This is a genomic window from Kribbella sp. NPDC050124, assembly GCF_044460355.1.
Lineage (GTDB): Bacteria > Actinomycetota > Actinomycetes > Propionibacteriales > Kribbellaceae > Kribbella.
This window is the reverse complement of record NZ_JBITJU010000021.1, coordinates 89,870-104,531: the sequence shown is the minus strand read 5'-3', so window position 1 is coordinate 104,531 and position 14,662 is coordinate 89,870. Positions and strand designations below refer to the sequence as shown.

Here is a 14,662-nt window from a genome sequence, read left to right as displayed (position 1 = left end):
ACACGGCGTCGTGTAGCGGATTCGCTCCGTAGTCGGCATGATGGCTGTCCATGGTCATGATGACGGGGTCGCTCGCTGTTCGGGGCACGGTGGTCTGGTTGACGCCCCAGCAGGGCGGGCGAGTGTCGGGTCCGCCTGAGCCGGACTACGACTACGACTACACAGCCACCGCCTACCTCCCGCCACGGACGGCGGACGACGGCCAAGCCGGGATCGCGCTACGCGAGTTCGTCCCCGGCGCCTGGCGCACCGCAGCCGAGGGAATTCTCGTGCCTGCCAAGGGAAATCGCGCCCAGCAGGTGATCCCCGGCTGCCTGGTGGTGATCACCGAAGGCACCCGCCCGGTCGGTCTGCTCACCGTCGAGGAGGTGCACGCCCTGGCACCCGACGGCTCACCGATCCTGCCGGCATCCACCCCCGCTCTCGCCGAGTTCACCGTGCCCACGCCGCCACCGATCGATCCGCCGTACCGGCACTCGACCGCCGCCTCACGCTGGGCCTCGAAACACGCCTCCGACGACCACCTCGCCAACCTCTGAACACACTCTGTTGCATTCTGCTACACCCGTACGGCGCGGCACGCTGGTCCTACGCCTAGACCGACGCGACGCCCCGTGCGCCGTCCACAGCTTCACCCACCTCGCATTGACCCGCTCCTACAACGGAACCCCGTGCCCGCACCACAACCGGGCGACCCTCGAGTGCGACCCGGGCCGGCCCAGCTACCGCTTCACCCCGGAGCTAACCGGCAAGGAGTCCTACCACCGCGGCGTAGTTGCCCTACGCAACGACAACGGAAACGGCACCGCCTTCTTCTTCGTCCACATGCCGGCTGACCTCCCAAAGACCTCCACCATCATCGGCACCATCACCAACGGCCTGCCTGTGCTGGACCAATCACAACCACCCCTCCAGATCCTCAACGTGCTCGTGGGCCAGAGCAGGACGTCGGGGTCTCAGGACGTCCGTGACAGTCGAGTCTCAGGACCTGAGTGACACGCCCGGCTAGATGATCTCTGCGATAGGTGGTTTTGCTGATGCCCGATTGATGTCAGACCGGGTAGTCAGACCTATGGACGTAGTTCAGTTCATCAGGGGTGACGTTCCAGTCAGTGAGGAGCTGGGTCAGATCGGCTTCGTCTGCTGCGTGAGCCGTTCGGACCTCGATCATTCCGTCGTCGGGGCCGGTGCACCAGCCGTTGTCTAGGTAGGCGCGGTCGAATTCGCGGTGGAAGACGTTGAAGCCGCCGGCGGCTGCGTGACCGAGCGGGTAGACGGCGATCCAGGCGCGGTGGTCCGACATCGCGGCAGGGACCTCCGCCACCAGGAGTTGCCCGCGGCGCAGTGCCGTGAGCAGGGCTGTCGGCCATGGCGAGGTCATGGGGTGATCTCAGCATCCGCCCGGAGGGGCAGGCAAACTTGCGCTGCCTCGCGGCGGTTCGGGTTTGCGGCTTTGGAATCGGGCGATCGTGCTGGTTGTGGTGCCGATGAGCCCCCGGCGGAGCTCCTCGACCGCGTCCGGTCAGTACGTCCACCCCGCCATGTACCCATCCGCGTCACCCCTCTCGTCCTGTCCGCGTCCCCCGGTCCGCGTTCCCGCCGGTCCCGGTCCGCGTCGCCTGTCCGCGTTCCGCCCTTCCCCGTCGGCGTCGCCCAGCTGCGTCATCCGCTCGCGTCACGCACCCGGCACCGTCGGCGTCATCCATCCGCGTCCCCGCCCGCTCACCGCGGTCTCCCACGACCACAGTCACGTTTACGCTGTGACAGCAGCCAGCGCATTCACCGCGCGATAAGCGCACACCGCCGGGCGGCAGCCCGGAGATCCGGCGGAAGCCGACGAGGAAGTACGGCGCTAGGCCGGGGGGCGGGTGGGAGCGCGCGTAGCGGCCGTGACGAGGTGCGCAGCGACGACGGAGCGGCTGCGCAGCACGCGTGGGACGGACTTACAAGACCGGGAGGAGTTTGTTGAGTTCGAAGGGGGTTACCTGGCGGCGGTAGTCCTGCCATTCGGCGCGTTTGTTGCGGAGGAAGAAGTCGAAGACGTGCTCCCCAAGCGTCTCGGCAACGAGCTCGCTGTCTTCCATCGCGCTGATCGCCTCAGCCAGGCTGCTCGGCAGCGGCTTGATGCCGAGGGCCTTGCGTTCGCGCGACGTCAGCGACCACACGTCGTCCTCGACCTCGCGGGGCAGCTCGTACCCTTCCTCGATCCCCTTCAGTCCAGCCGCCAGCATCAGCGCGAACGCCAGGTACGGGTTCGCCGCCGAGTCCAGCGAGCGGAACTCGACTCGCGAGGACTGCCCCTTGTGCGGCTTGTACATCGGGACCCGGACCAGCGCGGACCTGTTGTTGTGGCCCCAGGAGATGAAGGACGGCGCCTCGTCACCGACGGCGAGCCGCTTGTAGGAGTTCACCCACTGATTGGTGACCGCGGTGATCTCGGCCGCGTGATGCAGCAGGCCGGCGATGAAGGCGCGGCCGGTCTTGGACAGCTGGTACTGCGCCCCGCCCTCGAAGAACGCGTTCCGGTCACCCTCGAACAGCGACATGTGGGTGTGCATCCCGGACCCGGGCTGGTCCGACAGCGGCTTCGGCATGAAGGATGCGTAGATGCCCTGCGAGAGCGCCACCTCCTTCACGACCACCCGGAAGGTCATGATGTTGTCCGCGGTGGTGAGCGCGTCGGCGTACCGCAGATCGATCTCCTGCTGGCCGGGCCCGCCTTCGTGGTGGCTGAACTCGACCGAGATGCCCATCGACTCGAGCATCGTGATCGCCTCGCGGCGGAAGTCGTTGCCGATGCCTTGCGGGGTGTGGTCGAAGTACCCGGACTGGTCGACCGGCTCCAGCTTCGTGCCGGGCTCGCCGGTCAGCGACTTGAACAGGTAGAACTCGATCTCCGGGTGGGTGTAGAAGGTGAAGCCGAGGTCCGCCGCCTTCGACAGCGTCCGCTTCAGCACGTACCGCGGGTCCGCGAAGGAGGCGGATCCGTCCGGCATGTTGATGTCGCAGAACATCCGCGCGGTGCCCATCGTCTCGCCCCGCCAAGGCAGGATCTGGAACGTCGACGGGTCCGGCTTGGCCAGCATGTCCGCCTCGGTCACCCGGGCGAACCCCTCGATCGCGGAACCGTCGAACCCGATCCCCTCGGCGAACGCGCCTTCCAGCTCGGCCGGCGCCACCGCCACCGACTTCAGGAACCCGAGCACGTCGGTGAACCAGAGCCGCACGAAGCGTACGTCGCGCTCCTCGAGCGCGCGCAGTACGAACTCCTGCTGCTTGTCCATCAGTCCACCTCTCGCCGGGTACTTCGGGGCCCCTCACACAGTCTGCCCCCGGTCTGTTAAGCAGACGTTACGTGCTGGTGCGGACAACGCACCGATCAGGGCCTACCGTTTGCCGGGTGCAGACAGTCTTTCGCGCCGCGCTGATCGTGGCCGCGATCCTGTGTGCCAGCGACCTGATCCTCGGTACCGCGCGCTTCGCCCAGTCGCTGCGCGGCCGGCGACCCGCCGAGCGGGACGTCCTGGGGCGGCGCTGGCTCCCGGTTCCGGAGCTCGGGTTCGGCATGTGCGCGTTCTGCTGCACCGGCCTGGTCACGCTCGGCCTGACCCACCCGGAGGCCGACAACCTGCCGACCCAGCAGATTCTGCTCGCCGCACTGGTCTTCGGGTACGCCGGCGCCGTGCTGTCCCGCGTGGTCCGCACACCGGGCCCGGGCGGACGCCGGTTCCGGCTACGCGCCAGCCTGCTCCTTGGCCTGCCGGCCCTCTTCGGCCTGGTCTTCGGCCTCTCCGGCGTCGCCGTCTGACGCCTCTGCGGCGTCGCCACCCGACGCCCGCCGGTCCCGGCGCCGCCGGAACCAGGGCACGATCCGCTCCATCGGCGCGAACGCCAGCCAGCAGACCACGGTCGGCAGGAAGTGGATCAGCAGGATCGCCGTGTTCGCCGCGTGGAACCCGAGGAAGAACAGCGCTCCGAGCAACTGCCACCGCCCCTTGAGCCACAGGATCACCGGCGACAGGAACTCCGCGACGATCCCGACCCACTGCATCACGTGCAGCATCCACGGGTGGTGCAGCAACCACTCCCCGACCGGGTGCGGCCGCCGTACGATCGCCCAGGTCAGTACGGCGCTCCCCGGCCACGTCAGCGCCCACCCGGCACTCCGCAACTTCGCAACCGCGGACAGGAAGTACGTCGCGATCACGCAGATCTGCACGCACCGGACCGCCCAGCCGGCCGCCTCCGACCGGGTCTGGTCGCCGTACGACGCCATCCCGCGGCTACCGGTCTTCACGGTCGGCAGAACCCAGAGCGCGATCACCAGGGCGAGGTGATCGTGGTCGACCTTGCCGTCGCTCATCCCGATCAGAACCCACCAGGTGAACGCCGGCGCGACGATCCAGCCAGCGATCCGCGGGAAGTAGTTCGTCGCGCCGACCAGGCAGGCCACGATCAGAACGACGTACAGGATCGTCGTGTTCAGGACCGACGGCTTGGGCAGGTCGAAGATCCGGGCCAGCAGCAACGGCTGGTACAGGCCTGGGTGCTCGCCCTTGAGCCGGGTGTCGCGGACGAACGCGTGCATGTCGAGGATGACGAACAGGTAGAGGATCGTCCGCAGCCAGGCGACCCGGGCCAGCGCGATCTTCGGCGTGAACCAGTCGATGGCCTTCATCGCCGTACCTCCCAGGTCGCCAGCACCTCGGACGTCGGCGGGCCCTCGACGCGGCCCTTGACCAGTTGGGTGGTGTCCCGGATCAGCTCGAGCTTCACGTACTTCGGCTCGTCGGGATGCTTCCGCGCCCACCCGTCCGCGACCTGCTGGAGCAGCGACGGGTCCTTGACGATCTCCCCGGTCCGCGCCTCGATCTCGGCCCGGGCGACGCCGGCGCCTTCGATGTTCAGCGGTACGTCGACCGTCGTGCCGGCGTCGGTCTGGGCGCTGACCCGGGTGTAGGTGATCGACGCGTCGTCGGGCACGGACATCGCGTACTGCGACATCGGCCCGAACGGCCACGCATCGTCGGTCGCCCGGACCGACCCGTTGATCAGCAACCCGATCCCGACCACGGCCACGAGCACTCGCAGCCCCTTGCCGACCCGTCCCAGCCGAATGTCCCCCGCCGGCTCCTGCCCACTCGTCACGCCCGCCATTACACACCACTCCCGACCGCCGGCCGCGGTTTCACCGGCTCCCATGTAGAGAATTTTCTATAACATGACCGCCCCAGAAAGTTTCCAACGCGCCCGGATGTCCCGGCGCACCCTCCTACGCGGCGCCGCCGCCGGAGGCGTGTTGCTCGGTGGCGTCGCCCTCCCGACGACCGCAGCGCACGCGGCGCCCGCACCGCGCTGCTACACCCGCGCCGAGTGGTCCGCCCGGCCACCCCGTTCCGCCACCCAGGTGATCGGCAAGCCCGACCACATCGTCATCCACCACACCGCCAGCGCGAACGTCACCGACTACTCGCTCGCGGCGGCGTACCGGGTCCAGCACTGGATCCAGGACCTGCACATGGACGACAACGGCTGGATCGGCATCGGCAACCAGCTCACGATCAGCCGCGGCGGGTACCTGATGGAGGGCCGCAGCAAGTCGCTGTCATCGATCAACAACGGCCAGAACGTCCTCGGCGCCCAGACGGCCAACCACAACAGCCACACCATCGGCATCGAGCACGAGGGCCTCTACACGACTGCCGCCGTACCGGTCGCGCTGTTCGACATGTCCGTGCTGACGTGCGCCTGGCTGTGCACGAAGTACAACCTCGATCCGCACGCGGCGATCGTCGGCCACCGCGACTACAACGCGACCCAGTGCCCCGGCAACGTCTTCTACGCCAGGCTGCCGGAGTTGCGCGACCGGGTAGCCGCGGTCTTGGAGGGCTGATAGGTGAACCGCCGGATCAGGATCTCGAACGGTCCGCGGTAACCGGACTGCCGCATCCACTCGGCCAGCAGGACAATCGCCAGCCACGTCGCGACGGCGAGCAGTGCCGTCGTGGTCGTGCTCAGCGTCCTGGACAGATCGAGCAAGTACGGCGTGAACACGACAGCCCAGACGACCGACTGGGCCAAGTAGCTGCGCCGCCGGAGCAGCTTGCGGATCGGCGCCGAAGATCGAGGCGCCGTGGACGAAGTAGTGCGAGTTCGCCAGTGCGATGAACAGCAGCATGAAGCCGCGAGCGAGATCCGGACCCAGCGCCCGCTCGCTCAACCCCGTCGGCCCACCCTGAGATGTCATGTCTCTCAGTGAATCGGTCACCAAAGCCGGTCACATCCACCGAAAGTCAGCGACGGGTGGAACCTTCGTCGCTACTGTCGTCGCCATGAGCCGCGAGTGGTGGGACCTCCCGTTCGGAACGAGTGCCTGGTTCGGCGCGTCGTCGCAGAGCGCCGGCGCAGCCTTGGTCGGCCGGCTTCAGGAGCTGACCGGCGAACTGCCGGATGTGAACCTGCGGGACCGCGGGGTGCAGGTGCGGTTCCGGGGTCCGGTGGATGCGGTGACGACGCAGGCGGTCTCGACCGCCGCTCTGGACCTCGACCTCCTCCCCGACCCCGCTGCTCTGCAGGCCCTTCAGGTGCGGATCGATGCCGTTGACGAATCGGTGGTGCCCTTCTGGCGCGCCGTACTCGGGTACGAAGCGCGCGACGCGGGCGGTCTCGCGGATCCGCTGCGGCGGGATCCGGGCTTCACCTTCGGGCGGCTGGATGAGGAGCGACCGCTCCGCAACCGCGTGCATGTCGATGTCGTGCGTCCTTGGACGCTCACGGCGGCCAGGGAGACGGCCGCCGGGGCCGGCGGACGGGAAGCGTTCGCCGGCGACTACTACAGCACGGTAGCTGATGCGGAAGGCAACGAGGTGGACATCGTCGGGGGCGCGGACTTCGAGGACGCCGCCGACTGGCGCGGGCTGTTCGGTGGGATGACCTTCTACCCGACCACGTCGCCCGCAGTGACCGTCGACCTGGTCACCGCCGTCGCAGGTCTGGTCGACGAATCCGGGCTGCCGCTGATGGTCGACGTACGACCGGACGGCGTTGCGCTCGACACCGGGAAGGACTTGTGGGAGGACGACCGGTTCGCCGACCTGGCCCGCCGTACCCAGGCTGCCGCGCACGACCTCGGGCTCACCGCGGACCCCAGCCGGCTGCGGTTCGTGCAGTTCGGTATCGACGCGGTCGACGTTGCGGCGGTCCGGGCGTTCTGGCAGGAGGTGCTCGGGTACGCCGCAGACACGCGTCAGCACGTCACCGACATCTACGACCCGCGCTGGCTCAACCCGCCGCTGTTCTTCCAGCAGATGGATGCGGCCGACGAGGCCCGGCGCCGGCAACGCAACCGGATCCGCTTCGAGCTCGTCGTCCCGTCGGACCGCTTCGAGGACCGCCTCGGAGCGGCTGTCGCGATCGGCGGACGCGTCGTTCGGCAGCAGCCCGGCCGGACCACGGTGGCCGATCCGGAGAACAACGAACTGGACCTCGTCGCGGGCCGGGTTTGATGCCAGGTTTGATCAAGGAGCACATCGAGCGTGGGTTCGAGCCAACGAACCAGTAATGTGCTCCCGTGCCTCAGCTTCGGGTAGCCCTCGCTCAGCTCGATGTGACCGTCGGTGACATCGACGGAAACGCCGACAAGATCGTCGCGTGGACCCGTAATGCCGTCGAGCGGGGCGCCCACGTCGTGGCCTTCCCGGAGCTGGCGCTGACCGGCTACCCGGTCGAGGACCTGGCCCTGCGGGCGTCGTTCGTGGACGCGTCGCAGGCCCGCATCCACGATCTCGCCACCCGGCTGGCCGACGAGGGTCTCGGCGACATCGTGGTGGTCTGCGGCTACCTCGACCGCGCCACCGGTACGGCGATGGGCATCGACCGGCTCGGCCGGCCGAAGGGCTCCCCGACCAACTGCGCCGCGGTGATCCACCAGGGTCGCGTCGTCACCAGCGCGGTCAAGCACCACCTGCCGAACTACGGCGTCTTCGACGAGTTCCGGCACTTCGTTCCTGGGAACACCCTCCAGGTGGTCCGGGTCCACGGTGTCGACGTCGCCGTCGTCATCTGCGAGGACCTCTGGCAGGACGGTGGCCCGGTCGCGGTGACCAAGGCCGCCGGCGCCGGACTGCTGCTCGTCGTGAACAGTTCGCCGTACGAGGCCAACAAGGACGACGTCCGCGGTGCGCTGGTCAGCCGCCGCGCCCGCGAGGCCGGCTGCCCGCTCGCCTACGTCAACCTGGTCGGCGGCCAGGACGAGCTCGTCTTCGACGGCGACTCACTGATCGCCGACGCCGAGGGCAAGGTGTTCGCCCGCGCCCCGCAGTTCGAGCAGGGCAGCATGGTGGTCGACCTCGACCTGCCCGCGCCGGCCGGGACGCCGTCCGGCACGCACGAGGGCATCGACATCGTCCACACCGTGCTCCACGACGAGGCCCTGGAATCCTACGAACCGATCGCCTCCGCCGTCGCGCCCCGACTGGCCGACGAGGCCGAGATGTACGGCGCCATCGTCACCGGGCTGCGCGACTATGTGCAGAAGAACGGCTTCAAGACCGTCCTGCTCGGGCTGTCCGGCGGCATCGACTCGTCGCTGGTCGCCGCGATCGCGTGTGACGCGATCGGGCCGGAGCACGTCTTCGGCATCTCCAACCCGAGTGTGTACTCCAGCGAGCACTCCCGCGACGACGCCGCCGAGCTCGCCGCGCGGACCGGGCTGAACTACCGGGTGATCCCGATCCAGCCGATGGTGCAGCCGTTCATCGACACCCTCGGGCTGACCGGCCTGGCCGAGGAGAACCTGCAGGCGCGGGTCCGGGCGGTGATCTGGATGGGCCTGTCGAACGCCGACGGCCACCTGGTCCTTGCCTGCGGCAACAAGTCCGAGCTGTCCGTCGGCTACTCGACCATCTACGGCGACGCGGTCGGCGGGTACGCACCGCTGAAGGACGTCCCGAAGACGGTCGTCTGGCGGCTGGCGAAATGGCGCAACGAGGACGCGAAGGCGCGCGGCCAGCAGCCGCCGATCCCGGAGAACTCGATCGCCAAGCCGCCGTCGGCCGAGCTCCGGCCCGGCCAGGTGGACACCGACTCGCTGCCGCCGTACGACCTGCTCGACGACATGCTGGACGACTACGTCGAGCAGGACCGCGGCAGCGCCGAGCTGGTCGCGGCCGGGTTCGAGACCGAACTGGTGTCCAAGGTGATCCAGCTGGTCGACAAGGCGGAGTACAAGCGACGGCAGTACCCGCCGGGCCCGAAGATCACCCACAAGGCATTCGGCCGGGATCGCCGGCTACCGATCACGAACGCCTGGCGCGAGGACGCGCGCAAGGCCGCGCACGTGAAGACCGCCGCCGGACCTGAGGCGCCGGCGACCGGTGAGGAGGCACGGAAGGTGGCGGAGAGCACTGACTGATTCGTGGCGGTACCGCCCGACCTCCGACACCCCGTGGGGCACCCCCGAGGAGCCCACGGACCGCTCCGGCCTGCCCGCGAACGATGTGAGCGATCGCTCAGGCGCAGCCGGTAGCGCTCACCCTCCGCATCGGTGGGACGATGAAGGCATGGTTGACAACTTCCTGTCGGCCGGTACCCAGGACGACGACGAGCTGCCGTCGCCGTACGGGACCGGACCGAAGAACCGGACAACCGAGGAGCACCGCCGCTCGGACTACGGCGACGACTCTTGGCGGGACCGCGGCAACGGCCTCGGTCTCGACCCGTCGCCGTCGTTGCCGAACGCCCCCAGGGCCTACGAACGCGGGCCGGTGCCCCAGCAGCCCTACGTGCCGAAGCCGCCGTACCTGCCGGGACCCCCGCCGCCACCGGCCGGGCAACAGCAGCAGCGCGGGTACGGCGAGCAGCCGCGCCCGCAGCAGCCTCCGCACGGCGAGCAGCCCCAAGGGCGGCCGTACGGCGAGCCGCAGCGGGCGGAGTACTACGGCGAACCGGGTCGTGAGCCGGGCCGTGACATGGGTCGTGAGCCGGGTCGTGACATCGGCCGTGAGCCGGGTCGTGACATGGGCCGTGAGCCGGGTCGTGACGCGGGTCGTGGTGAGCCGTCGCGGGGTGAGGCCCTGCGTGGTGAACCCGGTCGTGGTGAACCTGGTCGGGGTGAGCCTGGTCGTGGGGAGCCGGGTCGTGGCGAGGAGTCGCCTTTCGGGCCGGCGTCGTACCAGGAGCAGAGTCCGTTCCGGCCGCAGCACAACCCGGTCGGGCCGCCGCCGCAGCAGGGCCGTCCGAGCCCGTTCGGTCCGGGGAGCAACGGCGTACCTCCGAACCGGCAGGCACCCGGTGCACCGCAACAGCAGCCGCAGCGCCCGCCTGCTCCCCCGCAGGCCGCCAGCAACGGCGTGACCCCGCACCCGCCCGCGCCGCACGCCTCGAACGGCTCGGCCAACGGCACGTGGAGCGGACCCGCCCCGACGCCCGCCCAGAACGGTGCGGCACACAACAACGGCGTCACTCAGCAGCAGCCACCGAGCCAGGCGCCGACACCGCCGCCGGCTCCCGCGCAGCCGCAGAGCCAGCACCAGAACCAGCAGCAGCCGCCTGCGCCCGCGCCCGCGCAGCAAGGGAACTACTCGCTGGACGCGCCGACCATCACGGCGTATATGCCCGAGATGATGGAGTCCGGAAAGCAGTCGGACAACGGCTACCCGTCCGACCCGAGCGCGGAGTACGAGAGCAACACACCGGTGAGTGAAGAACCCAAGCGAATCGGCGCGCGACGGCGTGCGGACGTCCAGCAGGACGCCCCCAGCCAGGTGTCGAACGAGCACACCGGTTCCCACCGCGCCCGCCGCGCCCAAGCGGCTGCCCAAGCCGCTGCCGAAGCCGCGGCCGGCAACGCGCCTGCTCCGGCTCCGTCGGGCTCTTCGGCCCCTTCGGCTCAGGGCTCGGCAGAGCGTCCGGCTGCCGGCGCGCCGCAGGGTCCTGCCGCGCCGTCGTCTGGTTCAGCGCCGTCGTCTGGTTCAGCGCCGTCGTCTGGCTCAGCGTCGATGTCGGGTGCAGGGCCGATGTCGGGTGCGGGGCCGATGTCGGGTGCGGGGCCGTTGACGGGTTCCGCGCCTGGGGCGGGTCCGGCTTCCGGATCCCCTGAGGGCCCGGGGCAGAGCAAGCGGCCGCGCCGGTACCGCATCCATCACCTCCGCGACATGAAGAACCGTGGCGAGAAGTGGGCGATGCTGACGGCGTACGACCAGTACACCGCCGAGATCTTCGACCACGCCGGCATCCCGGTGCTGCTGGTCGGCGACTCCGCCGCGAACAACGTGTTCGGCTACGAGACGACCCTGCGCGTCACCGTCGACGAACTGATCCCGCTGGCCCGCGCCGTCGCCGGTGCGGTCGACCGCGCACTCGTCGTCGCCGACCTGCCGTTCGGCTCGTACCAGGCCTCCCCCGAGCAGGCTTTCCACACCTCCGTACGTTTCATGAAGGAAGCGGGCGTGCACGCGGTCAAGCTCGAGGGCGGGCGGACCGTCGTACCGATGGTGGAGAAACTGACCCAGTCCGGAATCCCGGTGATGGCGCACATCGGCTTCACGCCGCAAAGTGAGCACAGCATCGGCGGCTACCGGGTCCAGGGCCGCGGCGACCAAGCGGCCGGCCTCATCGACGACGCCATCGCCCTGGCCGAAGCCGGCGCGTTCTCGGTCGTCCTCGAAATGGTCCCCGGCGACGTCGCCGCCGAAATCACCAAACGAGTCACCATCCCCACCATCGGCATCGGCGCCGGTCGCGACACCGACGCCCAGGTCCTCGTCTGGCAAGACATGGCCGGCATGCGCTCCGGCACCATGCCCCGCTTCGTCAAGCAGTACGCCGACCTCCGAGGCATCCTCACCACCGCAGCCACCACCTACGCCGCCGAAGTAGCCTCCGGCGCCTTCCCCACCGACGAACACACCTTCTAGTCCCCACGCGTAACTTGACGGGACTCGGAACCTTGGACACCATCTGGTGGGCTCGCACATGACATGCCCTGTGCGAGCCCACCAGATCCTGTCCAAGCCCCCACAACCGGGTGATTAAACCCAGGGCAACGCGGAGCGTTCGGTCCAGTACTCGTCGGGCTGTTGGACGAACTCGTCGAGTGGGCCGGCCACCCGGTACGCCAGGTTGCTCTCAAGCTGCTCCGCCGTACTCGCGCCACTCAATACAACATCCGCCCAAGGCTGCCCAACCGCAGCACCAATCGCCAGCGCATCAGGAGCAACCCCATGCTGCTGAGCAAACGCGTTGAAGGGCGTATCGCCGGCCTTGGCGGTCAGTCGTCCGTTGGCGACCGCCTCCTTGACCACCACGAACCACCCCGCGTCGTGCGCCTCCTGCAGCGCCGGGCCGACCGAGGTCTCGAGCACATTCCACGTCGCCTGCACCGCAGTGAACGGCCCGTTCAACGCGAGCGCCGCCCGCAACGTCTCCGCCTGATGCGGTCCGCTCGTCGACAACCCCACCCGTACGCCGTCGTCCGCGAGCTGCCGTAAACGATCCAGCAGTCTCGCATCACCCAGCGCCGGGCTGTCCGATGTCAGGCTGTGGATCAGGTAGAAGTCAGGCGCTCCACCAAGCGCTTGAAGGGTCTCCGGCCACTGCCGTTCGAACGTCGCGAGCGAGTGGTCCTTCACCTCGTGCGTGTCCACGTCGTGCCGCCAGTCGGCGACGTACGTGTAGCCCCACTTCGAACCGATCGTGAGGTGCTCGCGTCGCTCGGGAGTCAGCCACTCGCCGAGGAAGATTTCGGCAATACCGTACGAACGCGCGGCGTCGAAGTAGCGAACACCGGCCTTCCACGCCTGCTCGAGCAGTTCGTGGGTGCGCTCTCTCAGATCGTCGACCGCGCGCGCCGGCGGCAGATCCTCGTCGTGACCGAGGTTGATGTACCCGGGCCGGCCGAGTGCCGCCAGGCCCAAACCGATGCTCGCCGTCATGCTGTCGATCCTAGGTGTCCCCGGCAACCACTGTGAGACGCGCCGCATCAGCCGACGCGGGATGCCCTTTGTCGTCTAGCGTTTTGTCGTGTGAGCGATCCTCGTCTGCCACCACCTGGCACCGTCGTACGGCGTACGACGGCCCGCGTCCTGCCGGTCCGACCGGACGGCAAGGTGTTGCTGCTGCACGGCTGGGATCCGCTGAAACCGCAGACGCCGTACTGGTTCACGATCGGTGGCGGCGTGGAAGCCGGTGAGACGGTCGTGCAGGCAGCGAGCCGGGAACTGCGTGAGGAGGTCGGCATTCAGCTGCCGATCGACGCGCTCGGGACGCCGGTGGCGACGAACACGATCGAGTTCGAGTGGGGCGGGTGCCCGATCATCCAGCACCAGACGTTCTTCGCGGTCGCGGTGGACGGTGTCGACGTCACGTTCGCCAACCAGGAGCAGCTCGAGCTGGAGACGATCAGCGCGCACGGCTGGTGGTACGGCGACGATCTCGAGGCGACCGGTCAGGCCGCGCACGTCACCATCCCCGGCCTGCTCCGCCAAGCCGCCGACGCCATCACCCTGCGCCGCGCCTCCTGAGCAACCGCCGTCGGTCGCAACGAGCGCTCAGCGGCTGCGGGCCTCCTTGAGGACCTTCTTCTTGATCTTCTTGTCGACGACGTAGTGCACGCGATCGAGCCGCTCCGCGCAGCCGGCATCGGCCAGCCGCTTGAGGACCACCGGGCACTTCTTGCACCTCGGCTTGTCCTTGCAGCACTTCTTCTTCGCGGTCATCGACGGCACGCAGCGAGTGTAGGTGAGGCATACCTAACCGTCTAGCTGACCGGGCAGGCATCGTGGCGCACGTCACGGCAGCCGTCCGCTCAGGGTCGCAGCTGACGACTGAGCAGGTCGCGGGCCTCGACCAGTGACGGTCCGTACCAGGTCAGGTGCCGCCCGGACACACACTTCGCCGGCTGCGTGAATGCCTCCGGACCGTCGTCGGATGAAAAGGGATAAGGCTCGTCCGGCAGTACGACGAGATCGTGATCGGGTAACGCATCCGGGTCGATCCGCGGATAGCGTTCACCGGAATCACCGAGCACGTTGTCGACGCCGATCCGGGACAACAGATCGCCCGCGAAGGTGTCGCGTCCCAATGCCATCCACGGTCGCCGCCAGATCGGTACGACGGCCCGCCGGCGAATTCCGTCGTACGGCGTACTCCACACCTCATGTGCTTGCCGCAACCACTCCGGTACGGCGCCGGTGATCGCGGACAGCATGCGTTCGAGTGAGCCGAGTGATTCGTCGACAGTGGTCGGCGAGGTGGTCCAGACCGCGATTCCACTCGCGCGCAACGTGTCGAGATCGACGCCGCGATTCTCTTCCGCGTTCGCGACGACGACATCGGGTTGGAGTGCGCGGACGAGATCGAGATCGGGATTCTTCGTGCCGCGCACACGCGTCACGTCGAGGTGCTGTGGATGTGTGCACCAGTCCGTCGCACCGACCAGCAAGTGTTCGTGCGTCGCCGCGATCGACTCGGTCAACGACGGCACGATGCTCACCACGCGCGTCACCTCCGAAGGCATCACGACGACGTTCCCGACGTCGTCGGCGAGCTGTCTCATCACACCTTCCCGACGTCGTCTCGTGCACTCTTCATCGGTGCTCACCACCTCCGGATCGCAGGCCGTTGCCGAGGACAACACTCGCCGAAACGGCGGTTCGACACGAAC

Annotated in this window: 16 protein-coding genes; 8 read left to right on the top strand and 8 right to left on the bottom strand. The window is 68.6% G+C overall.

The window, feature by feature from the left end:
- The first annotated feature begins 50 nt into the window (after window positions 1-50).
- Both ACIBL3_RS35275 and ACIBL3_RS35270 read left to right on the top strand, forming a co-directional pair.
- Window positions 51-539, top strand: a complete 489-nt coding sequence (locus ACIBL3_RS35275; protein WP_396358201.1) for a hypothetical protein — start codon at window positions 51-53, stop codon at window positions 537-539.
- A 10-nt stretch (window positions 540-549) separates the two neighbouring features.
- The gene (locus tag ACIBL3_RS35270; RefSeq protein ID WP_396358200.1) at window positions 550-996 is read left to right on the top strand and encodes a peptidylprolyl isomerase; all 447 of its coding nucleotides are present in this window, start codon (window positions 550-552) and stop codon (window positions 994-996) included.
- Between the two features lie 55 nt (window positions 997-1,051).
- On the opposite strand, the gene ACIBL3_RS35265 is transcribed toward ACIBL3_RS35270, so the two are convergent.
- Together ACIBL3_RS35265 and glnA are read right to left on the bottom strand one after the other, a co-directional pair.
- On the bottom strand, window positions 1,052-1,381 hold the full coding sequence (locus ACIBL3_RS35265; RefSeq protein ID WP_396358198.1) for a hypothetical protein: 330 nt from the start codon (window positions 1,379-1,381) through the stop codon (window positions 1,052-1,054).
- A 562-nt stretch (window positions 1,382-1,943) separates the two neighbouring features.
- Window positions 1,944-3,284 (bottom strand): type I glutamate--ammonia ligase, encoded by a 1,341-nt coding sequence (glnA, locus tag ACIBL3_RS35260; protein WP_396358197.1) that lies wholly within the window; start codon window positions 3,282-3,284, stop codon window positions 1,944-1,946.
- A 116-nt stretch (window positions 3,285-3,400) separates the two neighbouring features.
- Here glnA and ACIBL3_RS35255 point away from each other — a divergent pair, with 116 nt between their 5' ends.
- Entirely contained in the window at window positions 3,401-3,808 is a 408-nt protein-coding gene (locus ACIBL3_RS35255; RefSeq protein WP_396358196.1) for a hypothetical protein, read from the top strand.
- Here ACIBL3_RS35255 and ACIBL3_RS35250 read toward each other — a convergent pair.
- Both ACIBL3_RS35250 and ACIBL3_RS35245 read right to left on the bottom strand, forming a co-directional pair.
- Window positions 3,734-4,678 carry a hypothetical protein gene (locus ACIBL3_RS35250; RefSeq protein WP_396358195.1) on the bottom strand — a complete coding sequence of 315 codons (945 nt, stop codon included), beginning with the start codon at window positions 4,676-4,678 and terminating at the stop codon, window positions 3,734-3,736. The two genes, ACIBL3_RS35255 and ACIBL3_RS35250, sit on opposite strands and share 75 nt — an antisense overlap.
- On the bottom strand, window positions 4,675-5,157 hold the full coding sequence (locus ACIBL3_RS35245) for a hypothetical protein (protein ID WP_396358279.1): 483 nt from the start codon (window positions 5,155-5,157) through the stop codon (window positions 4,675-4,677). The genes ACIBL3_RS35250 and ACIBL3_RS35245 overlap by 4 nt, the downstream gene beginning before the upstream one ends.
- A 64-nt stretch (window positions 5,158-5,221) precedes the next feature.
- On the opposite strand from ACIBL3_RS35245, the gene ACIBL3_RS35240 reads away from it, so the two are divergent.
- Complete coding sequence (locus ACIBL3_RS35240; RefSeq protein ID WP_396358194.1) at window positions 5,222-5,893, top strand: peptidoglycan recognition family protein; 672 nt, start codon at window positions 5,222-5,224, stop codon at window positions 5,891-5,893.
- Here ACIBL3_RS35240 and ACIBL3_RS35235 read toward each other — a convergent pair.
- Window positions 5,839-6,081: a DUF418 domain-containing protein gene (locus ACIBL3_RS35235; RefSeq protein WP_396358193.1), complete on the bottom strand. Its 243-nt coding sequence runs from the start codon at window positions 6,079-6,081 to the stop codon at window positions 5,839-5,841. The genes ACIBL3_RS35240 and ACIBL3_RS35235 overlap by 55 nt on opposite strands.
- A 251-nt stretch (window positions 6,082-6,332) precedes the next feature.
- Here ACIBL3_RS35235 and ACIBL3_RS35230 point away from each other — a divergent pair, with 251 nt between their 5' ends.
- From ACIBL3_RS35230 to panB, 3 genes are all read left to right on the top strand, one after another.
- Window positions 6,333-7,505 (top strand): VOC family protein, encoded by a 1,173-nt coding sequence (locus ACIBL3_RS35230; RefSeq protein ID WP_396358192.1) that lies wholly within the window; start codon window positions 6,333-6,335, stop codon window positions 7,503-7,505.
- 65 nt (window positions 7,506-7,570) lie between these two features.
- Window positions 7,571-9,412, top strand: a complete 1,842-nt coding sequence (locus ACIBL3_RS35225; RefSeq protein ID WP_396358190.1) for an NAD+ synthase — start codon at window positions 7,571-7,573, stop codon at window positions 9,410-9,412.
- A 148-nt stretch (window positions 9,413-9,560) separates the two neighbouring features.
- A complete protein-coding gene (panB, locus tag ACIBL3_RS35220; protein ID WP_396358189.1) occupies window positions 9,561-11,915 on the top strand; it encodes a 3-methyl-2-oxobutanoate hydroxymethyltransferase in 2,355 nt (784 codons plus the stop codon).
- Window positions 11,916-12,029: 114 nt separating this feature from the next.
- Here panB and ACIBL3_RS35215 read toward each other — a convergent pair whose 3' ends face one another.
- A complete protein-coding gene (locus ACIBL3_RS35215) occupies window positions 12,030-12,932 on the bottom strand; it encodes an aldo/keto reductase (protein ID WP_396358188.1) in 903 nt (300 codons plus the stop codon).
- Between the two features lie 90 nt (window positions 12,933-13,022).
- Here ACIBL3_RS35215 and ACIBL3_RS35210 point away from each other — a divergent pair, with 90 nt between their 5' ends.
- Window positions 13,023-13,520, top strand: coding sequence for an NUDIX hydrolase (locus ACIBL3_RS35210; protein WP_396358187.1), 498 nt, complete (start codon window positions 13,023-13,025; stop codon window positions 13,518-13,520).
- Between the two features lie 27 nt (window positions 13,521-13,547).
- Here ACIBL3_RS35210 and ACIBL3_RS35205 read toward each other — a convergent pair whose 3' ends face one another.
- Complete coding sequence (locus ACIBL3_RS35205; protein WP_393153693.1) at window positions 13,548-13,724, bottom strand: hypothetical protein; 177 nt, start codon at window positions 13,722-13,724, stop codon at window positions 13,548-13,550.
- A gap of 80 nt (window positions 13,725-13,804) precedes the next feature.
- Window positions 13,805-14,554: a helical backbone metal receptor gene (locus tag ACIBL3_RS35200; protein ID WP_396358186.1), complete on the bottom strand. Its 750-nt coding sequence runs from the start codon at window positions 14,552-14,554 to the stop codon at window positions 13,805-13,807.
- Between the last annotated feature and the right edge of the window lie 108 nt (window positions 14,555-14,662).